The sequence below is a fragment of the Pandoraea sp. E26 genome, assembly GCF_000681415.1.
GTDB lineage: Bacteria > Pseudomonadota > Gammaproteobacteria > Burkholderiales > Burkholderiaceae > Pandoraea > Pandoraea pnomenusa.
The window spans coordinates 200,254-222,732 of record NZ_AYXJ01000002.1; the positions used below are offsets into that span (position 1 = coordinate 200,254).

Consider the following 22,479-nt stretch of genomic DNA (forward strand, 5'->3'; position numbering starts at 1 on the left):
GGCATCGTGGGCGGTGTCGGATCAGCGCAAGGTGCGCGGCCCGTCGGGGGTTTCGATTTCGGCGGCGAGCGACGGCTCGACCAGCGTGTCTTCAATGCGAATCAAGGCGTCGCCCCCCAGCCATTGCAGTTGTTCGTTGAGGACGCTCGCCCGGGGGTGAAAGCCGCGCAAGGCGGTCACGGCGCAGTCCGAGGACGGCAGCGACTCGCTCGGATGGTGCGGCGAATCCCACTGGATCAACGTCGGCAGCAAGCCCTCGCCGGCGCCTTGCCATGCAGGCAGGCTGCCGTCCTCGGGCACACCGATCCGCCACGTCAGCACGCCGCGCTGCATTTCGATCACCGGCGCGAGGCGCGTCGGGTATTGCGCCTGCCAGCGCGGCAGCGAGCGAGGCCGCTCCACGCGCGCCACCCAGTGCGCCAGATACGGGCCGCGCGCCAGCCGTGCCTGCACCGCGTCGTCGTCAAGCCCGAACCAGCGCGGGCGCGCAGGTGCGGGTGCCTCCGGATCGATCGCGATGATCTCGAGATAGACGCCGCCCCACAGACCCAGCAAGCTGTTGTGGGTACCCATGCGGGCGTGCTTGCCGCCGCGCTGCGGCACGACGTCCTTCAACCCCAGTTGCTCGATGACATGCGCCTCGCCGGCTTCCAGCGTGGCGGCGGCGACAACGAGATGGTCCAGTTTCAGGGCGTGGGGTGTGGACATAGTGGGTTCAGACGGCAAAACCGATAGCTTACTCCGGCTCGTGGGGCCGTCGCGCATTCGACAACGTGCACGGCGACGCGATACCGGTGCATCCGCGCAGCGCTCATGTCGCCGCGCGGCTCGTCAGGCGGGCCGACAGATCCCGCCACACCAGACGCCAGGCGAGGCGGCCCGCGCGCGGTGCACGCGATCCGGCGATGGCCGAGAGTGTGGGGGCCGGCTGACTCACGCGCAACCGGGCGCCTTCGTTCCAGGTTCCCAGCCACACGCGCTGGCCCGCGCGGATTTCGAAACTGTCGCCCGCCCGCAACCAGTGGTCGGCGGGTTCGCCCTCCACCGTCAGCCACAGCAGGCCTTGCAGGACCTGAAGCGATTGCGGCAGGTCGGCAGCCGGGCTCTGCCAGAAGACGGTCTGATCCCGGTCCAGTTCGAAGAGTCGGATTTCACGCATGGCGGTCTCCAGTTGAGGGGACACTTTATCGGTTAATGCCGGTACAGTACCGATACAGATGCGCATCTAATCTTCGGTACAGTTCGGGATTGACAGGGAATGTGGCTGGCGTAAAGTGGCGACCCATGAGCGGAATGGGGCTGACACTTTGACCACGAGGCAACTGTCAGCCGGAAGGGCGTCACCTGTCGGAGGCGCCCACCGCAAACGCCGGCACCGGCACAACCGGTGCGTTCCGTAGGTTTGGCGCAGCGCGCCCCTCATCCGAGGGGGCGCGAAGGTGGATGGACGATGACGACAACGAACCGCATTTCCCCGCTGGTCCTTGCGGACAACGCGGCGCTCGACACCGCGCGCATGACGCTCGTCGATCAGCTCGTGCATTGGGCGAGCCTGCGTATCGAGGAGCGCGTGTTCCTGCCCGGCATGCGCATGCCGTCGATTCGCGCATTGGCCGAAGACAAGCGCGTGTCACGTTTCTCGGTCGTCGAAGCGTACGAGCGGCTGGTGGCGCAGGGGTATCTCGAAGCACGTCGCGGCTCGGGGTTTTACGTGCGCGAACGGCCGGTGATGCCGCCGCAGAACGCTGCCGCACCCATGGTGGCCCAGGGGCCGCTCGATGTGGCGTGGCTCGTGCGCAGCATGCTGCATCAGGTGGCGCCCGAGCGCGGGCCGGGCATGGGATATCTGCCGTCGAGCTGGCTCGACGCCGACATGATGACGTCGGCCATGCGCTCGATGAGCCGTCAGTCGAGCGCGCATCTGTTGCAGGCGGGCAATCCGCACGGTTTCCTGCCGCTGCGCATGCAGCTTCAGACCCAGCTCGCCGAACTGGAAATCGGCGCACGCCCGGAGCAGATCGTGCTGACGTCGGGCATCACGCAAGCGGTCGATTTCCTGCTGCGGCTTTACGTGCGCGCGGGCGACACCGTGCTGGTGGGCGATCCGGCGTGGTTCGTCGTGTTCGGCCGGATCGCGTCGCAGGGCGCCCACACGGTCGGGGTCCCCTACACCCCCGACGGGCTCGACATGCAGGCGCTGGAGCGTCTGGTGCAGCAGCACCGGCCGAAGCTGCTCATCCTCAATTCGATTCTGCAGAACCCGACCGGCACATCGCTCACGCCGGCGCGCGCATTCCAGATTCTGCGGCTCGCCGAGCAGTACGACTTCATGGTGCTCGAAGACGACATCTACTGCGACCTGTGCCCACCGCACCAGCAGGTCGCGCGCCTGGCGAGCCTCGATCAGCTCAAGCGCGTGATCTACATGGGCAGTTTCTCCAAGACGCTCGCCGCCAACCTGCGCGTGGCGTTCGTGGCCTGCTCGCCAGCATTGGCAAAGACGTTCGTCGACCACAAGATGCTGTCGGGCTCGACCACGCCGGAGATCAACGAACGCATCGTCTACAAGGCGTTGACCGAGGGACACTACCGGCGCCACGTGGAGCGTCTGCGCTCGCGCCTGGACGAGGTTCGCGACGGCGCGCGGCGCAACCTGGAGCGCATGGGAATGCGCATGTTCGGCGATCCGACGTCAGGCATGTTCCTCTGGGTCGACACGGGCGTCGACACGAATGCAATCGCGGCGGCCGGTCACGAGGCGGGCTTCCTGTTCGCGCCCGGCGCGCTGTTCTCGCCGCGTCAGGCGCCCAGCACGTGGATGCGCATGAACATCGCCTGTTCCAGCGACCCCGCCATGCTGATGTTCCTCGCCCGCCAGCTTGAAATGGCCGCGTAAGGCCTGAGGTCCGTAACCTGCGGTGCGCGCCACCGGCGGTGGCGGGGCCATCGCCGAGTCTTGTCGGTACGCGCCACATCGTCGTGCATCTCGCGGCAAAATAACCCTTCCGGCGGCCTTGAAATGCCGGTCGCCCGTCCCTATGTTCCAGCATGTACCGCCGGCGCGGCAGCGCGCGCGCAAGTGCGCCCGGCGGCGGTTCGCGTCGACATTCCATCCATCTCACCGATTCACGAGGTTCCCGACCATGGCGCAAGAAACCATGAGCTTTCAGGCGGAAGTCAAACAGCTTCTGCAACTGATGATTCATTCGCTGTACAGCAACAAGGAAATCTTCCTGCGCGAGCTGATCTCCAACGCCTCGGACGCCGCCGACAAGCTGCGCTTCGAAGCGATCAACAACGCCGCGCTGTATGAGCAGGATCCGGAGCTCAAGATTCGCGTGTCCTTCGACAAGGACGCCCGCACCATCACCATCGAGGACAACGGCATCGGCATGAGCCGTGAGGAAGCCATCGCGCACCTGGGCACGATCGCCAAGTCGGGCACCCGCGAATTCTTCTCGCGTCTGTCGGGCGACCAGCAGAAGGATGCCGCGCTCATCGGCCAGTTCGGTGTCGGCTTTTACTCGGGCTTCATCGTGGCGGACCGCATGACGGTCGAATCGCGCCGCGCCGGCCTGCCGGCGTCCGAAGGCGTTCGCTGGTCGTCGACGGGCGAGGGCGACTTCTCGGTCGAGACCATCGAGCGCGACGCGCGCGGCACGGCGATCACCCTGCATCTGCGCGAAGGCGAGGACGAGTTGCTCTCGTCGTGGCAGTTGCAATCGATCATCCGCAAGTATTCCGATCACATTTCGTTGCCGATCGTCATGCGCGGCGAGAAATGGGATGCGGACAAACAGGCGATGGTGCCGGCCGAGGCCGATGAAACCGTCAACCAGGCCAGCGCGTTGTGGACCCGCGGCAAGAGCGACATCACCGACGAGCAGTACACGCAGTTCTATCATCACATCGCGCACGACACGCAACCGCCGCTCGCGTGGACGCACAACCGCGTGGAAGGCCGCAGCGAATACACGCAGCTGCTGTACGTGCCCGGCCACGCGCCGTACGACCTTTGGGACCGCAATTCGCATGGCGGACTGAAGCTGTACGTCAAGCGCGTGTTCATCATGGACGATGCCGAGCAGTTGCTGCCGAACTACCTGCGGTTCGTGCGCGGCGTGGTCGATTCGGCCGATCTGCCGCTGAACGTCTCGCGCGAAATCCTTCAGGAAAGTCGCGACGTGAAGGCGATTCGCGAAGGCTGCACGAAACGCGTGCTGAGCCTGCTCGAGGACCTCGCCGAGAACCAGCAGGACAAGTACGCGCAGTTCTGGGGGGCATTCGGTCAGGTGCTCAAGGAAGGCACGGGCGAGGACCATGCGAACCGCGAGCGCATCGCCAGGCTGCTGCGCTTCGCGAGCACTCACAACGATTCCGCCGAGCAGACCGTGTCGCTGGCGGACTACGTGGGCCGAATGAAGGACGGTCAGGACAAGATCTACTACGTGACGGCCGAGAGCTGGGTGGCGGCAAGCCACAGCCCGCATCTGGAAGTGTTCCGCAAGAAGGGCGTGGAAGTGCTGTTGCTCACGGACCGTGTGGACGAATGGATGCTTTCCTACCTGCACGATTTCGACGGCAAGGCGCTCGTGAGCGTGGCACGCGGCGATCTGGATCTGGGCGCGCTGGAAGATGCCGAAGAGAAGGCTGCCAAGGAGAAGACCAGCGACGACCTGAAGCCGCTCGTCGAAAAGATGAAGGCAGTGCTCGGCGAGAAGGCCAAGGACGTGCGCGTGACGTTCCGCCTGACCGATTCGCCGTCGTGCCTGGTCTCGGACGAGAACGACATGAGCGGTACGCTCCAGCGTCTGATGAAAGCCGCCGGCCAGACAATGCCCGAGTTCCGCCCGATTCTCGAAATCAATCCGGACCACGCGCTGGTCAAGCGACTGACGGCCGAGAGCGCCGATCTGTCCGACTGGACGCACCTGCTGTTCGATCAGGCGCTGCTCGCCGAGGGCGGCAGTCTGGAAGATCCGGCCGCGTTCGTGAAGCGCACTAACGCGCTGTTGCTCACGGCACGCTGAGCGCCGCTCGCGCGGGCGATGTGCCGATGCGGTTCTCGCCCGCCCGCGCTGTCCTGAGCAAGCAAGGGGGTGCGCAGCCCCCTTATAATGCCGAGCCATGACTTTCCGATTCGATGTAAGCGGGCGGCGTTGGCAGGCCGTCCCGGCGCCGGCGCTCTCGCGTCATCACAAGGACTGGCTGACGCGGGGCGGCGCGCTTACGCGTCATCTGTGTGCGCTCGGGCGCGTGAGCGTACGTGTCGTTGCCGAGCGCGTCATGCCGGCCGATGCCGATCAGTGCCGCGCGATCGGTGTGGCGCCGCGCACGCCGATGTGGGCGCGCGACGTCATCCTGCTCGTCGATGGCGAGCCCGTGGTCGTGGCGCACAGTGTGACGCCGCTCACTTACAGCCGGTCGATCTGGCAGGCGATGCGCCGTTTGCGCACGCGCCCGTTGGCCGATCTGCTCTATCACGATCCCGCGGTCACGCGATCCGTGTTGGTGTCGAGTCCGTTGGGGCCGCGCCATCTGCTGCACGGCCGTGCCCGGCATGATGCCCGGGATCCGCTCATCGGTGCCAACCCGCGTGCGCGGCTGTGGGCGCGGCGCTCGGTTTTCCTGCGACACGGAGCACCGTTGCTGGTCACCGAAGCCTTCCTGCCCCGCTTCTGGCGGCGCCTGCAAGCGACCGAATCCGCACATGCCGCACAAGCGCGCCAGAGCGCATCGGGGCCAAAGGCGCATGCGTGAGCCGTCCATGGCATTGCCTGGCGATCTTTCCGATCTGAAACGCAACTTCCCGCCGGTGGTGGACGCGCGAACGCGCGTGCTGATTCTCGGCAGCCTGCCCGGCGAAGTCTCGCTCGCGCAGCAGCAGTATTACGCGCATCCGCAGAATCGCTTCTGGCATCTGGTGGGCGAGGTGATCGGCGAACCGTTGCCTTCGCTGCCCTACGCGCAGCGGCTCGAGGCGGTACTCGCGCATGGCGTCGGATTGTGGGATGTCGTGGCGCAGGCGCGCCGTGAGGGCAGCCTCGACAGCAACATTCGCCTGCACGCCGGGAGCGACCTCGCGGGTCTGATCGGCACGTTGCCGACGTTGCGCGCCGTGGCGTTCAACGGCGGGACGGCGGCCCGCATCGGCCAGCGTGCGCTCGCGCAAGGCGGCTTGGCGCTGCCGGTGTTGCTTCTGCCGTCGAGCAGCCCGGCATACACCATTCCCTACGCGACCAAGCGCGATGCGTGGCTCGCGTTGCGCGACTGGCTGACGTGAGCGCCTGGCAGGGGCGGCGAACGCGGCGTTTGCTGCGTGTCGTGCGTATGCGCGCACATCGGGCTCACCGGTTGTGTCGAGCGCATCGGGCGTGTCGGACGTGTCGGGCGGTGTCGGGGGTGTCGGTATGAGGCGGCGTCGTCGGTACTCGGGGCGAACCCGGTACAATGCGAACCCATCGGAATTTCCCGAGTTTCACAGAAGGACACATGACCCTCATCAAACGCAAATCCATCGAAGCCGAAGCCTTCGTCGCCGACGCGTCGTCCGCCCGCTCGCAGCGTCCCGCCTACAAGCCGCGTTTCGCACCGGTGACGTTCTCCGAGATCGGGGGCGTGCGTTTCCTGCATTTCGGCACGGAATGGGTGCAGGGCGCGATGCGTTTGTCCAAGCCTGACCGTATCGAACTCGAATACGCGCAGCAGATGATGGCGTGGTTGCTGTTCATGCGCGCGCCGAAGCACGTCGTGCAACTGGGGCTGGGCACCGGCTCGATCACGAAGTTTTGCGCCAGACAGTTTCCGCGCACGCAGGTCACCGCCGTCGAGCTGAATCCGGCCGTGGTCGTCGCCGCGCGCACGATGTTCGATCTGCCGGGCGACTCCCGCACCCTGAAAGTGCGCGAAATGGATGCCTGGGATTTCGTGACCGACGCCGCCAATCACGGCACCGTCGACGTGCTGCAGGTCGATCTTTACGACGCCACCGCACGCGGTCCGGTGCACGACACGCCGGCGTTCTACAAGGCCTGTCGCGCCACGCTGCGCGAGCCGGGCATGCTGACGATGAACCTGTTCGGCGACCACGACAGCTATCCGAAGAACATTCGCCGCCTGCGTCAGGCATTCGACAACCGCGTGATCGAATTCCCGGAAGTGCACGATGGCAACGTCATCGTGCTGGCCTTCAATGGACCGCTGCTGTCCGTGCAATGGAAGGACGTGGAGGCGCGCGCGAAGGTAGTGGAAGCAGCGACGGGCTTGCCCGCGAAGCGCTGGGTCAAGCAACTGCGTTCCGCCAATGGCGATGGCGGTCCCGTGCTCACGATCTGACCGCGAGCGCACCGCGCGCATGCAATGAAAAAGCCAGCCGGGAGGCTGGCTTTTTCGTTGGGGGGCGCGGCATTCGCATGCGGCGGCATTCCACCGTTGCCCGCATGCCCGTGCATGCCCGTGCGTGTCCGTGCGTGTCCGTGCGTGTCCGTTGTTACGCGGGCACTTCCTCGATGCGCAGCGCTTCGCCGCCGGCGACGATGGCCAGCAGGCGATCGACGTTCGGGTGAGCCCCCGGACGATTGCGCGCGTCGGCCGTGTGTTCCGCGAACACGGCCAGACCGTGTTGCGCTGCCTTGGCGTCGAGCGTGCCGAATGCCTGCTTGAGGTAGTGGTACACGGCGAGCGAGCCCTGCTTGCCCGGGGCGTTCTCGATGGTCGCGACGAGCGCGCCGGCGGTGTCGTGCAACTCGATGCGTGCAATGCCGTCGATGGTGATGCCCTGCTGCGTCATCTGCGCGAGGTTGTCCTTGAAGACCGGAGTCGGTTCGATCACTGCCATGGTTCTGCTGCTCCTGCGGTTACGTAAGAATTGAAGTGTCGCTGCGCGCGGGATGGTATCACCGGGCGCGGCGGCGGCGCACGGTGCGCGATCGATTCAGGCGCGACGCCACTGAAGAATCGCCAGCGTCAGCACGCCGGCGATCAGGCCCCAGAACGCCGAGCCAATGGACAGCAGCGTCAGCCCGGAGGCCGTCACCATGAAGGTGATGAGCGCCGCTTCGCGCTGCCTGGTGTCGTGCATGGCGTTGGCCAGTCCGTTCATGATCGAGCCGAACAGCGCAAGGGCGGCGATCGAGACCACGAGCGCTTTCGGGAACGCCGCGAACAAGGCGGCAATGGTCGCGCCGAAGGTACCCGCGATCAGGTAGAACACGCCCGACCAGACTGCTGCGGTGTAACGCTTGGCGGGGTCTTCATGGGCCTCGCGCCCGGTGCAGATGGCGGCCGTGATCGCCGCCAGATGGATCCCGTGCGACCCAAACGGCGCAAGCAGTACCGAGGCGATGCCCGTCGTCGAAATCAGTGGCGATGCAGGTACCTTATAGCCGTCGGCGCGCAGCACGGCCAGTCCGGGCACGTTCTGGGAGGCCATCGCCACCACGAACAGCGGAATCGCGATGCTGATCGTCGCCGACAGCGAGAACGACGGCGTAGTCCATACGGGTCTGGCCAGCGACACGTCGAAACGACTGAAGTCGAGCAGGCCAAGTCCGCCCGCGACGGCCGTGCCCACGATCAGCGCCAGCAAGATCGCGTAGCGCGACGCGAAGCGCTTGACCACGAGGTAGGTGAAGAACATGGAGAGCACGAGCGCGGTCTGGTGCTGCGCGGCGACGAAGATCTCCAGCCCGATGCGAAACAGGATGCCGGCAAGCAATGCAGACGCCAGCGCGGGCGGCACCCGGCGCATGATCGTCTCGAAGCCGCCCGTCAACCCGCACACCGCAATGAGTGCATTGCAGACGATGAAGGCACCAATGGCCTCGCCATAGGGCACGCCAGGCAGCGACGTGATCAGCAGCGCGGCGCCCGGCGTCGACCACGCCACGACCACGGGTGTGCGATAGCGCAGCGACAGCCCGATGGTGGTCACCCCCATGCCGATCGACAGCGCCCAGATCCAGGACGAAATCTGCGCCGGCGAGAGATGGGCGGCCTGGCCCGCCTGGAACATCAGAATCAGCGAGCTGGTGTAGCCCGTCATCATCGCTACGAAGCCGGCCACGATGGCCGACGGCGACGTGTCTGCCAGGGGGCGGAGCGGCGGCAGGGAGGTCGTGCTGGACGTCATGATGGAAAGGTGTCTCTCGTTACGTTGTTATTGCGTTGTTATTACGTTGTTATTGCGTCGGTAGTGCGCCGGTAGTGCATCGGTGGTGGGTTGCTAATGCGCCGTCGTGCCGCAGTGCGGCGGTGCAGCGGCGCGAGGCCATGCCGTGGCGCTGCACGGGCGCCGCACCGACCGTGTGACGGCGGGCTTACTTGCTCAGCACCCGCATGGCCGATTCGAGTCCGGCGATCGTGATGGGATACATCCGATTGGCAAATAGCTGGCGGATCACCGAAATCGATTGGCGATACTGCCATATCGCCTCGGGCTCGGGGTTGAGCCAGGCATGGTGCGGAAAGCGATCGATGAAGCGGCGCAGCCATACCGCGCCGGCTTCCTTGTTGTTGTACTCGACCGAGCCACCCGGTTGCAGCACCTCGTACGGACTCATGGTGGCGTCGCCCACGAAGATCAGCTTGTAGTCCGCCGGATACTTGCGCAGCACGTCCCATGTCTCGAAGCGCTCGCTGTGACGACGACGATTCTGGCGCCACAGAAAGTCGTAGACGCAGTTGTGGAAGTAATAGAACTCGAGATGCTTGAATTCGGATTTTGCCGCCGAGAACAGCTCTTCCGTGCGCGCAATGTGGTCGTCCATCGAGCCGCCCACGTCCAGCAGCATGAGAACCTTCACATTGTTGTGGCGCTCCGGCACCAGCTTCAGATCGAGCCAGCCCGCGTTGGCGGCCGTGGAGCGAATGGTGTCGTCGAGATCGAGTTCTTCGGCCGCACCCTCGCGCGCGAACTTGCGCAGTCGGCGCAGTGCGACCTTGATGTTGCGCGTGCCGAGCTCGACGGTGTCATCGTAATCCCGGTATGCGCGCTGATCCCACACTTTCACCGCGGTGCGATTGCCATTGCTCTCGCCGCCGATGCGAATGCCCTCGGGGTTGAAACCACCGTTGCCGAAGGGCGACGTGCCGCCGGTGCCGATCCATTTGCTGCCGCCTTCGTGGCGGCCCTTCTGCTCGTCGAACAGTTGCTTGAGGCGTTCCATGAGCTTGTCCAGGCCGCCCAGCGCCTGGATGCGTGCCTTGTCCTCGGGCGAGAGTTCGCGCTGCATGCGCTTCCTGAGCCATTCGAGCGGCACTTCGCCCGACGCGTCGACGACCTGCTGCACGCCCTTGAAGTACGCGCCGAACGCCTGATCGAACTTGTCGTAGTGCTTCTCGTCCTTGACGAGCGAGAGGCGCGCCAGATAGTAGAACTCGTCCAGCGAGGGCGCGATGACCTGACGCTGCAGCGCTTCGAGCAGCGTCAGGTATTCCTTGACCGAGACCGGCAGCTTTGCCGCGCGCAGGGTGTAGAAGAAGTCGATCAGCATGACGGCAGCGCGCTTACCGGTTGGCGCGATTCATGAACACGAGACGCTCGAACAGATGCATGTCCTGTTCGTTCTTGAGCAGCGCGCCCGCGAGCGGCGGAATGGCCAGCTTGTTGTCGGCGCTGCGCAGCGCCTCCGGCCCGATTTCCTCGGCCATGAGCAGCTTGAGCCAGTCGATCAGCTCCGAGGTCGACGGCTTCTTCTTCAGCCCCGGGATCTCGCGCACCTCGAAGAACGTCGCCATGGCGGCGCTGACCAGTTCGCGGCGAATGTTCGGGAAGTGCACGTCGATGATCGACTGCATCGTGGCCGGCTCGGGGAACTTGATGTAGTGGAAGAAGCAGCGGCGCAGGAAGGCGTCGGGCAGCTCCTTCTCGTTGTTCGACGTGATGATGACGAGCGGGCGATGCCGTGCCTTGATCAGCTGGCGCGTCTCGTAGACGTAGAACTCCATGCGGTCGAGCTCGCGCAGCAGATCGTTGGGGAATTCGATATCGGCCTTGTCGATCTCGTCGATCAGCAGCACCACGGGCCGGTCGGCCTCGAAGGCCTGCCAGAGCACACCCTTGACGATGTAGTTGGCGATGTCGCGAACACGCTCGTCGCCCAGTTGCGAATCGCGCAGGCGCGACACGGCGTCGTATTCGTAAAGCCCTTGCTGCGCCTTCGTCGTGGACTTCACGTGCCATTGCAGCAGCGGCATGTCGAGGGCGGCGGCGACTTCCTCGGCGAGCATGGTCTTGCCGGTGCCGGGTTCGCCCTTGATGAGCAGCGGACGTTGGAGCGTGGCCGCAGCATTCACGGCGAGCTTGAGGTCGTCGGTGGCGACGTACTGGGAAGAGCCTTCAAAGCGCATGATCGGAGCCGTCCGCAAACAGCCGGCCAGTCGGCCGGTCAGGGAAAAAGTTCAGTATAAGACATTGCGCATACGGCTCGCTTGAGCGGCGAAAATCTGCCTTTGCGTCAAGGACTTGTGCAAAAACTTCGGAGAACTGTGCGGGTCACCCCCGAGTTTGCGGGGCGGAGTGGGTAGGTTACAATCGATTGCTTTTTTCACAGGTCGGCGGCCTTGGAGCCGGGACGCGGACCTGCGTGTTGCGGGCCGGTATTCCAACCAAAAACGTTCCCAAGAAGACCATGAAAAAGTTCCTCACGATGATGGCGCTAGCGCTTGGTGGCACGTCGCTCACGCTGCATGCGGCCGAACTCACGCCAAACATCGAAGCGGCGAAGGGCAAGGTCGCCATGTGCATCGGATGCCACGGCATTCCCGACTATCGCACCGCGTTCCCCGAGGTGTATCACGTGCCCAGGATCGGCGGACAGAACGCGAAATACATCGAAAACGCGCTGAACGAATACAAGAAGGGCGATCGCAAGTTCCAGTCGATGCACGCCATCGCAGCCACGTTGTCCGATCAGGACATCGTCGACATCGCCGCTTACTACGCGGCGCAGTCGGCGTCGACGCCGGTCAATCCCCAGAAGTAAAACGTGCGTGGCTGAGGAGAACACGATGAAGCATTCGATGTATGCGACGACCAAGGCCGCCCTGGCGGCATCCCTGATGCCTCTGCTGGTCGGCGCCATGTTCGCCGGCTCGGCGCATGCTGCCGGCAATGTGGCCAATGGCAAGGCGCTGGTGGAGAAGGGCATGTGCGTGAGCTGCCATGGCGCCAATCTGAACGCGCCGATCACCCCCGAATATCCGAAGCTGGCGGGGCAATACGCCGACTACGTCTACAACGCGCTGCGTGCCTACCAGAACGAAACGAGCCTGGTGTTTGGCCGCTCCAATGCCATCATGAAGACCCAGGTCATGTCCAATCCCGCCACGGTGGGCAAGGACGGCAAGCCGCGTCCCTTCACGTCGGAAGAATTGAAGGACATCGCCGCCTACGTGGAATCGCTTCCCGGCGATCTCGTCACGAAGAAGTAAGGGCGACGACGGCCCCCCGGTACGGGCCCGCGAGGCGCGCCCGAGGAGGGGCGGTGTCGTGAGGGAGGACCTGCCGTCCGGCAGACAAGAAAACGACGGTGACCCAATGGGTGTCCGTCGTTTTCTGTCGTCTGGCGAGGCGTTATCGCGAGGCCTGCTGCTCGATGCGCTGGAGGTAGGCGTCGGAGTCCGGCGGCTGGCCGCTGCGCTGCGCTTCCCAAAGCGTTTGTCCGAGGCACTCCATGATCCGGTGCTGCGCCTCGTGCGGTGAATCGAGGCGGTTCGTCAGTTTCTCGTAGGCGGCACGGATGCCTGGCGGCTGATCGATCGAGACCTGCTCGCTGATCGCCAGATGCATCGACAGATGCAGGAACGGGTTGGTTTGCCCGGCCTCGGGCGAATAGTCGCGACTGCTCGCATCCTCGGTATCGTCGAGCGCATCGTGATACTCGGGGTGCTCCTGAATCCAGTCGGCTGCAATCGTCTCGAGCGGCGTGAGAATGCCACCGCTGCGTTGCTTGTGCCAGGTGGTGCAAAAGAATTGCCGGACTTCGTCGCGGCTCGGATTGAACATGGGGACTCCGTGGGGTTCGGGTAAGGCATGCCGTGGCTACAATGGCGCATGCATTGCCGCGGTATGCCGGGTCGGTCCGCCGTGAACGTAACGCGCCGATAACCCTTGTAAACACGCCGTATTGTCGCTCAATTTTCCCAATCATGTCGCAAAGCCCCCGCATGCCTGCCGCCTCCGGCGGCGTTCCCGCCATGCCGTCTGTCCCGCCGCCGTCGGCATGGGGCGGCGTGGCGCTGATCGCCCTGTCGGCGTCGGCATTCGGCGCCATGGCCATCTTCGCGCGCGCGGCCTCGGCGTCCGGGGCCGATATGTACGCGATGCTCCTGTTCCGCTTCTTTGTCGCGTCTGCGCTGCTGCTGATCTGGTGCCGGGTGCGGCGCGTGTCGTTTCCGTCGCGCCGCCAGACGATCGGCATCGCGCTCATGGGCGGCATCGGCTACGTCGGGCAGTCGTTGTGCTTCTTCGGGGCGCTGCAATACGCGCAGGCGTCGCTCGTTGCCCTGCTGCTCTACCTTTATCCGGTGTTCGTGACGATTCTGGCTGCGATCTTCCTGCATGAGCGCCTCACGCCGGTGAAGCTCGGCGCGCTCGCGCTGTGTTCGCTGGGCACGGCACTGACCGTGGGCGGGGGGCAGGGGCAACCGCTCGGCATGGCATTGGCCGTGGCGGCGGCGCTGATCTATTCGGGGTACATCGTCGTGGGCGCGCGTCTCACACGTGGAGTCGACGCGAGAGCGACCGCGACGCTCGTCTGCCTGGCCGCCACCGTGTCGTTCGGCGCCATGGTGGCGATACGCGCATCTCAGGGCGTTTCGCTGCAATGGCCGGGCAGCTTCGGCGGATGGGCGGCGCTGCTGGCCATCGCCGTGTGCTCGACGGTCATTGCGATTCTCACCTTCTTCGCCGGTCTTCAGCGTCTGGGGGCCGGGCGCGCGTCGATGCTCTCGACGCTCGAACCCGTGGTTACGGTCCTGCTCGCGGCCATGTTGCTGGGCGAAACGCTCTCCATCGCCCAGTGGGGAGGGGGCGTACTGATTCTCGGCGGCGTACTCTGGCTCTCCGCGCGCGGCGGTGCCCCGGGAGCATGAAGGTCGCCCGGGTGGCCCGCGGTAGCGAATTTTGCCGCGTCAGCACGCGCGGCGCGACGACGGTACAATCGCGCATCGTTCGCCAACCATCACCCGAGGTCATTCGTCATGAGCAGCATTGCCAAAGAAGCCATCGCCCAACTTTTCACCGACGCCCGCACCCACAACGCGTGGCTCGACAAGCCGGTCAGCGACGAGACGCTGCGCGAACTCTACGAACTCGTGAAGTGGGGCCCGACGTCGGCCAACACCACGCCTGCACGCATCGTTTTCGTGAAGAGCCCGGAAGCCAAGGCGAAATTGCTCGAGTGCATGGCACCCGGTAATGTCGAAAAGACGCGCACCGCGCCGGTGACGGCAATCATCGCCTTCGATCTGAAGTTCTACGAGCACCTGCCGAAACTGTTCCCGAACGGCGCCGAGAAGATGGTGCCGATGTTCTCGGGCGACGCTGCCAAGGCCGCTGGCGCGGCGCACATGAACAGCTCGCTGCAAGGCGGCTACTTCATCCTCGCCGCGCGTGCGCTGGGTCTGGATTGCGGACCGATGGCCGGCTTCGACGCCCAGAAGGTCAATGACACGTTCTTCGGCGGCACCGAGTGGCGCGTGAACTTCATCTGCAACCTGGGCTACGGCGATCACGCGCAGCTCTTCCCGCGCAATCCGCGCCTGTCGTTCGACGAGGCCGCGCGCATCATCTAAGGCACGCACGTGCGGCCCGCCCGGAAGCCGGGTCGGGCGGCGAGCGCGTCATGCAAAACGGGCGGTCCCGATGTCGGGGCCGCCCGTTGTCGTTGGTGGCGAGAGTTCGCGCGTCAGGTTTTCGGTGCAGGGGTTTTCGGCCGGAAATCGCACAGCGGTTCGATCGCGCAATGCCAGCACTCGGGCTTGCGGGCCTTGCATACGTATCGACCGTGCAGAATCAACCAGTGATGCGCGTCGTGCCTGAACTCTCGCGGCGTCACGCGCTCGAGCGCGAGTTCCACGGCGAGCGGATCCTTGCCGGGCGCCAGGCCGGTGCGGTTCGCCACCCGGAAGATATGCGTATCGACCGCGATCGTGTCCTCGCCGAAGGCCGTATTGAGGACGACGTTCGCGGTCTTGCGACCCACGCCCGGCAACGCCTCCAGCGCCTCGCGCGAGCGCGGCACTTCACCGCCGTGCGCGTCGAGCAACAACCGACAGGTGGCGATGACATTCTTCGCCTTGGTGCGGTACAGGCCGATCGTCTTGATGTACTCCGATACGCCCGCTTCCCCGAGTGCGAGCATCTTCGCCGGTGTGTTGGCCACCGCGTACAGCTTGCGCGTGGCCTTGTTCACGGACACGTCGGTCGCCTGGGCCGAGAGCAACACGGCGATCAGCAATTCGAACGGCGACGTGTACTCGAGCTCCGTCGTCGGGTTCGGATTGAGTCGTTGCAGGGTCTCGAACAGGGCACGGCGTTTGGCGTCGTTCATGGCGTTGGCGCGTCGGTCGGATGTGGCTTTGTCGGGGTGGCGTGTGGCGTCTCAGACCGTTTTGGCATCGTCGCCGTCACCGTGGGGCGACGCCGGGGAAAGCCCCAGACGCTTGCGCCGCGCTTCGGCTTCATCGATCTGAGCTTGCACGGCGGCGGAGACATTCTCGGTGTTCTTCGGACCCAGTCCCTCGGCCGCCAGCGCGGCCTTCTTTTGCCGGGCGCGCTCCAGCGCGGCCTGGATGATGGCCTGCTTGCGGGCCGCTGCCGCTGCGGCGTCGGCGTCCTGGGGCGACTGGGGGGGCGCGCTTGTTTCGACCTGCGAGACAGCGGGCACGACGGCGCCGGCGTCCGGCCCTTTCGATCCACCGGCTTGCGCGACACGCGCCGCGCGGGCGGCCAGACGCGCTTCGCGTTCAGCCTTTTCCTTCGCCAGGCGTGCCTGATGGGCTTCGAAATGTGCGCGGGCGGCGTCGGCTTGCGGGGGCGACCAGGCGTCCCAGCCGGTTCGCTCGCCCGTCACCGGCACCATGTCGATGCAGTCGACCGGACAGGGCGGGACGCACAGATCGCAGCCGGTGCAGCGCGCTTCGATGACGGTGTGCATGAGCTTGGCGGCGCCGACGATGGCGTCGACCGGGCAGGCCTGCAGGCAAAGCGTGCAACCGATGCATAGCGATTCGTCGATGACGGCGCGCGGACGCGGGCGCTCGATGCCGTTCTGCGGATTGAGGGGGATGACGGGGCGCCCGAGCAGTTGCGCCAGGCGTGCCACGCCCTGCGCGCCGCCGGGCGGGCATTGGTTGTAACTGGCCTCGCCGCTGGCAATCGCGTCGGCATAAGGGCGGCAGCCTTCGTAACCGCACTTGGTGCACTGCGTTTGGGGCAATAGGGCATCGATGCGCTGCGCGAGCGCGGTGACTTCGGACACGTCGTTTGCGGGGGATTCTGCGGAAAGTCAAATTATCCTGCATTTTGCGGAAACACTGAACCGATGTGCCATAATTCCGCCCGTTGAGAACGACCGGCCGATCATGACCACATCCCAAACCAAGATCAAACGGGACCCCGAACGTACCCGCCAGCGCATTCTTGCCGCGGCGATCGAGGAGTTTGCGGAGCGGGGTTCCAGCGGTGCCCGCGTGGATAGCATCGCTCGCCGGGCCGACATCAATGAACGTATGCTGTATTACTACTTCGGCAACAAGGACCAGCTTTATCTGGCCGTGCTCGAAGAGGTCTATGGCGAATTCAACCGCGCCGAACACGCGCTCAGACTCGACGTGCTCGCGCCGCTCGACGCGGTGGCCGAGCTGGCCCACTTCGTGTGGGATTACTACGCCGAGCATCCCGAGCTGATCCAACTGATCAACAACGAGAATCTGCACGAGGCCCGGTCGATGCGGCAGTCGACCGAAATTCGCCAGCGGATCTCACCCATCGTGGAGCTGCTCGCGCAGACGCTCAAGCGGGGCGAGGCCAGCGGGGAGATTCGCGAGGGCATCGATCCGGTCGATCTCTACGTGACGATTTCCGCCATGGGTTACTACGTGATGTCGAATCGCCACACGCTGGCCATCGTCATGGGGCGCGATGTGATGGTCGGGGAGTCGCGCAAGTCCTATTCCGCGTTCAACACCCGGATGCTGCTCGACACGCTGCGTATGCGCTGAGGCAGCGCGGCCGCGTTCGTTCGCGTTGCGGCATGCAGGAAAAAACAAACCGCCGCGGGGGCTTCGGCCCGCGCGGCGGTTTGTTTTTATCCGACGAACGACGGCTTGCGATCAGGCGTGCCTGGCAATGAAGTCGCGGATCTGCGGATAGATCACGTTGCGCCAGCGGCTACCCGAGAAGATGCCGTAGTGACCACACGAAGGCGCCGTGAAATGGGCCCTTCGCTTGGCAGGAATGCCGGTGCACAGCTCATGCGCGGCCTGCGTCTGGCCGCTGCCCGAGATATCGTCCAGTTCGCCTTCGATCGTGAACAGGGCAGTGGTCTTGATGTCCTGCGGACGGACTCGCTGACCGGCGACGTCCCAGGTGCCCCGCGCGAGGCTGAAGTCCTGGAAGACGGTCTTGATCGTGTCGAGGTAATACTCGGCCGCCATGTCGAGCACGGCGTTGTACTCGTCGTAGAAGCGACGATGGGAGTCGGCGTCGTCATTGTCGCCGCGCATGAGGTCCAGGTAGAAGTCCCAGTGCGACTTCAGGTGGCGATCCGGATTCATGGCCACGAAGCCGGCGTGCTGCAGGAATCCCGGATACACAAGACGCCCCGAGCCCGGGTAGTTCGCCGGCACGGGGTGGATCACGTGATTCTCGAACCACTCGTACGACTTGTTGGTCGCCAGCGAATTGACCGACGTGGGGCTCTTTCGCGCGTCGATCGGCCCGCCCATCATCGTCATGGTCTTCGGTGTCTTCTCGCCATTCGACGCCATGAGCGAGATCGCCCCGAGCACCGGCACGGTCGGCTGGCAAACGGAGATCACATGCAGGTTCTCGGCGCCGATGTGGCGAATGAACTCCTGGATGTACGCCACGTAGTCGTCCAGATGGAACGCACCGGCTTCGAGCGGGACCATGCGGGCATCGACCCAGTCGGTGATGTAGACCTTGTGATCCTTGAGCAGCGTGGTGACGGTGTCGCGAAGCAGGGTGGCGTGGTGGCCCGAGAGCGGTGCCACGACCAGCACGACCGGGTCATCCTTGAGCTGGCCCACGGCGCTCGCGTCGTCGGCGTAGCGCTTGAAGCGCAGCAGGCGGCAGAACGGCTTTTCCATCGCGGTCATTTCCACGACAGGAATGTTGTGACCGTCGACTTCGACCGCCTTGATGTTGAATTCGGGTTTTTCGTAGTCTTTGCCGAGCCGGTACAGCAGTTCGTATCCGGCGGCGATGCGCGGGGCGCCCGGCATCATGGCGAGGAGGCTGCCCGGGTTGACGAAAGTCGTCGCCGCCGCCTTGGCCCACGTGGTGAGGGGATTCAGCCACGCTCGGTTGTACTCATGAATCTGATACAGCATGTTGTGTGCCCTGAGGCGGATGATGAAGGAATTATGCAACCGTTTATCGCGGCTGTGCAACGCAGCATAACCCTGATATATGGCATTTGCGCATCAGCCCGATAGTTTTGTTTAATTGGCGTCATTGGTGATAACTATCGATGCTGCGCCGCAGCAGGCGCCGGGCATGAAGAAGCCCGCCGGAAGGCGGGCTTTTCGATCGGCGCCGGTTCGCGCCGTTCCGGGGGTGCTCGAGCGCGCGATTAACGCAGCACCTGGGCGATGGCCGACGCGACGTGATCGATGTTCTTGTCGTTGAGCGCGGCCACGCAGATGCGACCCGTGCTCACGGCGTAGATGCCGAACTCTTCGCGCAGGCGTTCGACCTGGTCGGCGGTCAGGCCCGAGTACGAGAACATGCCGCGCTGCTTGATCACGAACGAGAAGTCGCGGTCCACACCGTGCGCGCGGAGCTTTTCGACGAGCGCCAGACGCATCGCGCGGATGCGCTCACGCATCTCGGCCAGCTCTTCTTCCCACAGGGCGCGCAGCTCGGCGCTGCCCAGCACGGCGGCAACGACCGATCCACCATGCGTCGGCGGGTTCGAGTAGTTGGTGCGGATCACGCGCTTGAGCTGCGAGAGCACGCGGGTCGTTTCGTCCTTGCTGCTTGTGACGATCGACAGCGCGCCCACGCGTTCGCCGTACAGCGAGAACGACTTGGAAAACGAGCTCGACACGAAGAAGTTCAGGCCGGACGCAGCGAACAGGCGTACCACGGCGGCGTCGGCATCGATGCCGTCGCCGAAGCCCTGGTAGGCGATGTCGAGGAACGGCACGAGCTTGCGGGCCTTCACGACCTCCACGACTTGCGCCCACTGGTCCATCGTCAGGTCGACGCCGGTCGGGTTGTGGCAGCATGCGTGCAGCACCACGATCGTGCCTTCGGGTTCCTTGCCCAGCATGTCGAGCATGCCCGGCAGGTTCACGCCGTGCGACTCGGCATCGTAGTAGGGGTACGACACGACGTTGAAGCCTGCCGTGGTGAACAGCGCGCGGTGGTTTTCCCAGCTCGGGTCGCTGATGGCGACGGTGGCGTTCGGGTTCAGTTGCTTGAGGAAGTCCGCGCCGATCTTCAGTGCGCCAGTGCCGCCGAGCGCCTGCGCCGTGACCACGCGGCCTTCGGCCAGCACGGGCGACTCCTTGCCGAACAGCATTTCCTGCACGGCCTTGTCGTAGGCGGCAATGCCTTCCATCGGCAGATAGCCGCGCGGCAGGCCGGCGGCCACGCGTTGTTCTTCCGCTGCCTTCACGGCCTTGAGCAGGGGCAGTTTGCCTTCCGCATTGAAATACACGCCCACGCCCAGGTTCACCTTGTTCGGACGGTGATCGGCGTTGTAGGCTTCGTTCAGGCCAAGAATGGGGTCGCGCGGGGCGAGTTCGACAGCGGAGAAGAGAGTCATTTCGACGGCTCGAGGCAGGTAGTAGGAAAATGCAGCGGGTCGGCGCCAACGGACGCAGGATCGGCCCAACACGGTATTTTAGCGAAGATTGACCGCGCTTGTGGTAAACACCCAGGCCCGTCACGCGAATTGGCGGTATTTCGGCACGAAAACTGCCACGGAATGCCAGAAATTGGCCAGAAGCCGGCGAAATCGGCTGCCGTTGTTGCGAACGGCGGCAAGGCTGCACGCCGGTGGCGCCGGTCGCGCCGTTCGGGGCGGTGCGGTGTCCGGCTTGTCACCCATCGGATTCAGGGAATCGTCCGACGCGCTAAAATGCCAGATTCCGTCCTCCATGCTTGCGCCTCGCCATGACTCCTGCGGCTGACCACGATCTCGACGAAAGCAAGTTCCAGACGTTTCCCGATTCGCCTTATCAGCTCTATTGCCCCTTTCCCCCCGCGGGCGATCAGCCGACGGCCATCGCCCAGCTGAGCGAAGGCGTGGAAGACGGGCTGGCGTTTCAGACGTTGCTCGGTGTGACGGGCTCGGGCAAGACATTCACGATGGCCAACGTCATCGCGCGCCTCGGGCGCCCGGCGATCGTGTTCGCCCCGAACAAGACACTGGCCGCCCAGCTGTACTCGGAGTTTCGCGAGTTCTTCCCGCGAAATGCGGTCGAGTACTTCGTCTCCTACTACGACTATTACCAGCCGGAAGCCTACGTGCCGCAGCGAGACCTCTTCATCGAGAAGGACTCGTCGGTCAATGAGCACATCGAGCAGATGCGTCTGTCGGCAACCAAGAGCCTGCTGGAGCGGCGCGACGTGGTGATCGTCGCGACGGTCTCCGCGATCTACGGTATCGGTAACCCGAGCGAATACCACCAGATGATTCTGACGGTGCGCCAGGGCGACAAGCTCGGGCAGCGCGAAATCATCGCGCGGCTGATTGCCATGCAATACACGCGCAACGAGACGGATTTCGGGCGCGGCACGTTCCGGGTGCGTGGCGACACCATTGACGTCTTCCCGGCCGAACACGCCGAACTGGCGCTTCGCATCGAGCTGTTCGACGACGAAGTCGACACGCTGCAACTGTTTGACCCGCTCACGGGCCGGGTACGGCAAAAGGTGCCGCGATTCACCGTATATCCGTCGTCTCATTACGTGACGCCGCGTGAGACGGTGTTGCGTGCGATCGAAACGATCAAGGACGAGCTTCGCGAGCGACTGGACTTCTTCTACAAGGAGGGCAAGCTGGTCGAGGCGCAGCGCCTCGAGCAGCGCACGCGGTTCGATCTGGAAATGTTGCAGGAACTGGGATTCTGCAAGGGCATCGAGAACTACTCCCGGCACTTGTCCGGTGCGGCACCGGGCGAGCCGCCCCCGACGCTCGTCGACTATCTCCCGCCCGACGCGCTGATGTTCCTCGACGAGTCGCACGTGCTGATCGGGCAGTTCAACGGCATGTACAACGGCGACCGGGCGCGCAAGGAGAACCTCGTGAACTACGGGTTCCGCCTGCCGTCGGCGCTCGATAACCGTCCGCTGAAGTTCGCGGAGTACGAGCGCAAGATGCGGCAGGCCATCTTCGTGTCGGCCACGCCGGCCGATTACGAGAACAAGCGAACCGGACAAGTGGTCGAGCAGGTGGTGCGGCCGACCGGGCTGATCGATCCGATCATCGAGGTGCGTCCCGCGCGCACGCAGGTCGACGACGTGCTCTCGGAGATCAACAAGCGTGTGGCCGTGGAGGAGCGCGTGCTCGTGACCACGCTAACGAAGCGCATGGCCGAGCAACTGACCGAGTATCTGTCCGACAACGGCGTGAAGGTCCGTTACCTGCACAGCGACATCGACACCGTCGAGCGCGTGGAGATCATCCGCGATTTGCGCTTGGGCGCTTTCGACGTACTCGTTGGGATCAATCTGTTGCGCGAGGGTTTGGATATTCCGGAAGTGTCGCTCGTGGCAATTCTCGATGCGGACAAGGAGGGCTTTCTGCGTGCGGAGCGCTCGCTGATCCAGACGATCGGGCGGGCGGCGCGCAACGTCAACGGGACGGCCATTCTGTACGCGGACAAGATGACCGATTCGATGAAGCGGGCCATCGGCGAGACCGAACGCCGGCGCGCGAAGCAGATGGCGCACAACGAGGCGCATGGCATCGTGCCGCAGGGCGTGAAGAAGCGCATCAAGGACATCATCGACGGAGTCTACGATCCGCAGGATGCCAAGGCCGAAATGGCGGAGGCGAAAGAGCAGGCCCATTATCAGGACATGTCGGAAAAGCAGTTGGCCCGCGAGATCAAGAAGCTCGAGAAGCAAATGCAGGAGCATGCACGCAATCTCGAGTTCGAGAAGGCCGCCAAGGTGCGCGACCAGTTGCTGCATGTGAAGGCGCTGGTGTTCGGCACCGACGGGGCCAGCGAGACTGAATTGGGGCCGAAGGCCTGACGCGCTCGCGCGCCGACGCC

At 64.6% G+C, this 22,479-nt stretch carries 22 protein-coding genes; 11 read left to right on the forward strand and 11 right to left on the reverse strand.

Annotated features, from left to right (window positions below; translation table 11 throughout):
* Positions 1-21: 21 nt before the first annotated feature.
* Positions 22-708 carry a VOC family protein gene (locus tag W930_RS0100945; protein WP_023873803.1) on the reverse strand — a complete coding sequence of 229 codons (687 nt, stop codon included), beginning with the start codon at positions 706-708 and terminating at the stop codon, positions 22-24.
* A gap of 103 nt (positions 709-811) precedes the next feature.
* The gene (locus tag W930_RS25520; protein WP_023873805.1) at positions 812-1,159 is read right to left on the reverse strand and encodes a DUF2917 domain-containing protein; all 348 of its coding nucleotides are present in this window, start codon (positions 1,157-1,159) and stop codon (positions 812-814) included.
* 291 nt (positions 1,160-1,450) lie between these two features.
* Between W930_RS25520 and W930_RS0100955 the strand changes: the two genes are divergently transcribed.
* From W930_RS0100955 to W930_RS0100975, 5 genes are all read left to right on the forward strand, one after another.
* Positions 1,451-2,896 (forward strand): PLP-dependent aminotransferase family protein, encoded by a 1,446-nt coding sequence (locus W930_RS0100955; RefSeq protein WP_072619095.1) that lies wholly within the window; start codon positions 1,451-1,453, stop codon positions 2,894-2,896.
* Between the two features lie 247 nt (positions 2,897-3,143).
* The gene (gene htpG, locus W930_RS0100960; RefSeq protein WP_023596727.1) at positions 3,144-5,030 is read left to right on the forward strand and encodes a molecular chaperone HtpG; all 1,887 of its coding nucleotides are present in this window, start codon (positions 3,144-3,146) and stop codon (positions 5,028-5,030) included.
* Positions 5,031-5,127: 97 nt separating this feature from the next.
* The gene (locus W930_RS25525) at positions 5,128-5,760 is read left to right on the forward strand and encodes a chorismate lyase (protein WP_023596726.1); all 633 of its coding nucleotides are present in this window, start codon (positions 5,128-5,130) and stop codon (positions 5,758-5,760) included.
* Positions 5,761-5,767: 7 nt separating this feature from the next.
* Positions 5,768-6,283 (forward strand): DNA-deoxyinosine glycosylase, encoded by a 516-nt coding sequence (locus W930_RS0100970; RefSeq protein ID WP_023596725.1) that lies wholly within the window; start codon positions 5,768-5,770, stop codon positions 6,281-6,283.
* A gap of 209 nt (positions 6,284-6,492) precedes the next feature.
* A complete protein-coding gene (locus W930_RS0100975) occupies positions 6,493-7,335 on the forward strand; it encodes a spermidine synthase (RefSeq protein WP_023596724.1) in 843 nt (280 codons plus the stop codon).
* Positions 7,336-7,489: 154 nt separating this feature from the next.
* Here the strand turns inward: W930_RS0100975 and W930_RS0100980 are convergent, their stop codons facing one another.
* The 4 genes from W930_RS0100980 to W930_RS0100995 all read right to left on the reverse strand — a co-directional run bounded on the left by W930_RS0100980 (position 7,490) and on the right by W930_RS0100995 (position 11,349).
* Complete coding sequence (locus tag W930_RS0100980) at positions 7,490-7,831, reverse strand: DUF2322 family protein (RefSeq protein ID WP_023873808.1); 342 nt, start codon at positions 7,829-7,831, stop codon at positions 7,490-7,492.
* Positions 7,832-7,933: 102 nt separating this feature from the next.
* Positions 7,934-9,130 (reverse strand): benzoate/H(+) symporter BenE family transporter, encoded by a 1,197-nt coding sequence (locus W930_RS0100985; protein WP_023596722.1) that lies wholly within the window; start codon positions 9,128-9,130, stop codon positions 7,934-7,936.
* A 187-nt stretch (positions 9,131-9,317) separates the two neighbouring features.
* Positions 9,318-10,493 carry a VWA domain-containing protein gene (locus tag W930_RS0100990; RefSeq protein WP_023873809.1) on the reverse strand — a complete coding sequence of 392 codons (1,176 nt, stop codon included), beginning with the start codon at positions 10,491-10,493 and terminating at the stop codon, positions 9,318-9,320.
* A gap of 13 nt (positions 10,494-10,506) precedes the next feature.
* Entirely contained in the window at positions 10,507-11,349 is an 843-nt protein-coding gene (locus W930_RS0100995; protein WP_023596720.1) for a MoxR family ATPase, read from the reverse strand.
* Between the two features lie 281 nt (positions 11,350-11,630).
* On the opposite strand from W930_RS0100995, the gene W930_RS0101000 reads away from it, so the two are divergent.
* Both W930_RS0101000 and W930_RS0101005 read left to right on the forward strand, forming a co-directional pair.
* Complete coding sequence (locus W930_RS0101000; RefSeq protein ID WP_023596719.1) at positions 11,631-11,984, forward strand: c-type cytochrome; 354 nt, start codon at positions 11,631-11,633, stop codon at positions 11,982-11,984.
* Between the two features lie 25 nt (positions 11,985-12,009).
* Positions 12,010-12,432 (forward strand): c-type cytochrome, encoded by a 423-nt coding sequence (locus W930_RS0101005; protein WP_023596718.1) that lies wholly within the window; start codon positions 12,010-12,012, stop codon positions 12,430-12,432.
* Between the two features lie 142 nt (positions 12,433-12,574).
* Here W930_RS0101005 and W930_RS0101010 read toward each other — a convergent pair whose 3' ends face one another.
* The gene (locus W930_RS0101010; RefSeq protein ID WP_023873811.1) at positions 12,575-13,006 is read right to left on the reverse strand and encodes a DUF1841 family protein; all 432 of its coding nucleotides are present in this window, start codon (positions 13,004-13,006) and stop codon (positions 12,575-12,577) included.
* 191 nt (positions 13,007-13,197) lie between these two features.
* Between W930_RS0101010 and W930_RS0101015 the strand changes: the two genes are divergently transcribed.
* Both W930_RS0101015 and W930_RS0101020 read left to right on the forward strand, forming a co-directional pair.
* Positions 13,198-14,094 (forward strand): DMT family transporter, encoded by an 897-nt coding sequence (locus tag W930_RS0101015; RefSeq protein WP_024788912.1) that lies wholly within the window; start codon positions 13,198-13,200, stop codon positions 14,092-14,094.
* A gap of 108 nt (positions 14,095-14,202) precedes the next feature.
* Entirely contained in the window at positions 14,203-14,796 is a 594-nt protein-coding gene (locus W930_RS0101020; RefSeq protein ID WP_023596716.1) for a malonic semialdehyde reductase, read from the forward strand.
* A 113-nt stretch (positions 14,797-14,909) separates the two neighbouring features.
* Here the strand turns inward: W930_RS0101020 and nth are convergent, their stop codons facing one another.
* Together nth and rsxB are read right to left on the reverse strand one after the other, a co-directional pair.
* The gene (gene nth, locus W930_RS0101025; protein WP_023596715.1) at positions 14,910-15,554 is read right to left on the reverse strand and encodes an endonuclease III; all 645 of its coding nucleotides are present in this window, start codon (positions 15,552-15,554) and stop codon (positions 14,910-14,912) included.
* A 51-nt stretch (positions 15,555-15,605) separates the two neighbouring features.
* Positions 15,606-16,484 (reverse strand): electron transport complex subunit RsxB, encoded by an 879-nt coding sequence (gene rsxB, locus W930_RS25530; RefSeq protein WP_023873813.1) that lies wholly within the window; start codon positions 16,482-16,484, stop codon positions 15,606-15,608.
* A gap of 103 nt (positions 16,485-16,587) precedes the next feature.
* Here rsxB and W930_RS0101035 point away from each other — a divergent pair, with 103 nt between their 5' ends.
* Positions 16,588-17,226 carry a TetR/AcrR family transcriptional regulator gene (locus tag W930_RS0101035; protein WP_023596713.1) on the forward strand — a complete coding sequence of 213 codons (639 nt, stop codon included), beginning with the start codon at positions 16,588-16,590 and terminating at the stop codon, positions 17,224-17,226.
* Between the two features lie 111 nt (positions 17,227-17,337).
* On the opposite strand, the gene W930_RS25535 is transcribed toward W930_RS0101035, so the two are convergent.
* Positions 17,338-18,579, reverse strand: coding sequence for a polyhydroxyalkanoate depolymerase (locus W930_RS25535; RefSeq protein WP_023596712.1), 1,242 nt, complete (start codon positions 18,577-18,579; stop codon positions 17,338-17,340).
* Between the two features lie 242 nt (positions 18,580-18,821).
* A complete protein-coding gene (locus tag W930_RS0101045) occupies positions 18,822-20,021 on the reverse strand; it encodes an amino acid aminotransferase (protein WP_023596711.1) in 1,200 nt (399 codons plus the stop codon).
* A 350-nt stretch (positions 20,022-20,371) separates the two neighbouring features.
* Here W930_RS0101045 and uvrB point away from each other — a divergent pair, with 350 nt between their 5' ends.
* Positions 20,372-22,459, forward strand: coding sequence for an excinuclease ABC subunit UvrB (gene uvrB / locus W930_RS25540; protein WP_023873814.1), 2,088 nt, complete (start codon positions 20,372-20,374; stop codon positions 22,457-22,459).
* The last annotated feature ends 20 nt before the right edge of the window (positions 22,460-22,479 follow it).

What these genes read in the sequence shown, in the direction of transcription:
- W930_RS0100945 (WP_023873803.1), bottom strand. Translation starts at nt 708, where the DNA reads ATGTCCACACCCCACGCCCTGAAACTGGACCATCTCGTTGTCGCCGCC.
- W930_RS25520 (WP_023873805.1), bottom strand. Translation starts at nt 1,159, where the DNA reads ATGCGTGAAATCCGACTCTTCGAACTGGACCGGGATCAGACCGTCTTC.
- W930_RS0100955 (WP_072619095.1), top strand. Translation starts at nt 1,451, where the DNA reads ATGACGACAACGAACCGCATTTCCCCGCTGGTCCTTGCGGACAACGCG.
- htpG (WP_023596727.1), top strand. Translation starts at nt 3,144, where the DNA reads ATGGCGCAAGAAACCATGAGCTTTCAGGCGGAAGTCAAACAGCTTCTG.
- W930_RS25525 (WP_023596726.1), top strand. Translation starts at nt 5,128, where the DNA reads ATGACTTTCCGATTCGATGTAAGCGGGCGGCGTTGGCAGGCCGTCCCG.
- W930_RS0100970 (WP_023596725.1), top strand. Translation starts at nt 5,768, where the DNA reads ATGGCATTGCCTGGCGATCTTTCCGATCTGAAACGCAACTTCCCGCCG.
- W930_RS0100975 (WP_023596724.1), top strand. Translation starts at nt 6,493, where the DNA reads ATGACCCTCATCAAACGCAAATCCATCGAAGCCGAAGCCTTCGTCGCC.
- W930_RS0100985 (WP_023596722.1), bottom strand. Translation starts at nt 9,130, where the DNA reads ATGACGTCCAGCACGACCTCCCTGCCGCCGCTCCGCCCCCTGGCAGAC.
- W930_RS0100990 (WP_023873809.1), bottom strand. Translation starts at nt 10,493, where the DNA reads ATGCTGATCGACTTCTTCTACACCCTGCGCGCGGCAAAGCTGCCGGTC.
- W930_RS0100995 (WP_023596720.1), bottom strand. Translation starts at nt 11,349, where the DNA reads ATGCGCTTTGAAGGCTCTTCCCAGTACGTCGCCACCGACGACCTCAAG.
- W930_RS0101000 (WP_023596719.1), top strand. Translation starts at nt 11,631, where the DNA reads ATGAAAAAGTTCCTCACGATGATGGCGCTAGCGCTTGGTGGCACGTCG.
- W930_RS0101005 (WP_023596718.1), top strand. Translation starts at nt 12,010, where the DNA reads ATGAAGCATTCGATGTATGCGACGACCAAGGCCGCCCTGGCGGCATCC.
- W930_RS0101010 (WP_023873811.1), bottom strand. Translation starts at nt 13,006, where the DNA reads ATGTTCAATCCGAGCCGCGACGAAGTCCGGCAATTCTTTTGCACCACC.
- W930_RS0101015 (WP_024788912.1), top strand. Translation starts at nt 13,198, where the DNA reads ATGCCGTCTGTCCCGCCGCCGTCGGCATGGGGCGGCGTGGCGCTGATC.
- W930_RS0101020 (WP_023596716.1), top strand. Translation starts at nt 14,203, where the DNA reads ATGAGCAGCATTGCCAAAGAAGCCATCGCCCAACTTTTCACCGACGCC.
- nth (WP_023596715.1), bottom strand. Translation starts at nt 15,554, where the DNA reads ATGAACGACGCCAAACGCCGTGCCCTGTTCGAGACCCTGCAACGACTC.
- W930_RS0101035 (WP_023596713.1), top strand. Translation starts at nt 16,588, where the DNA reads ATGACCACATCCCAAACCAAGATCAAACGGGACCCCGAACGTACCCGC.
- W930_RS25535 (WP_023596712.1), bottom strand. Translation starts at nt 18,579, where the DNA reads ATGCTGTATCAGATTCATGAGTACAACCGAGCGTGGCTGAATCCCCTC.
- W930_RS0101045 (WP_023596711.1), bottom strand. Translation starts at nt 20,021, where the DNA reads ATGACTCTCTTCTCCGCTGTCGAACTCGCCCCGCGCGACCCCATTCTT.
- uvrB (WP_023873814.1), top strand. Translation starts at nt 20,372, where the DNA reads ATGACTCCTGCGGCTGACCACGATCTCGACGAAAGCAAGTTCCAGACG.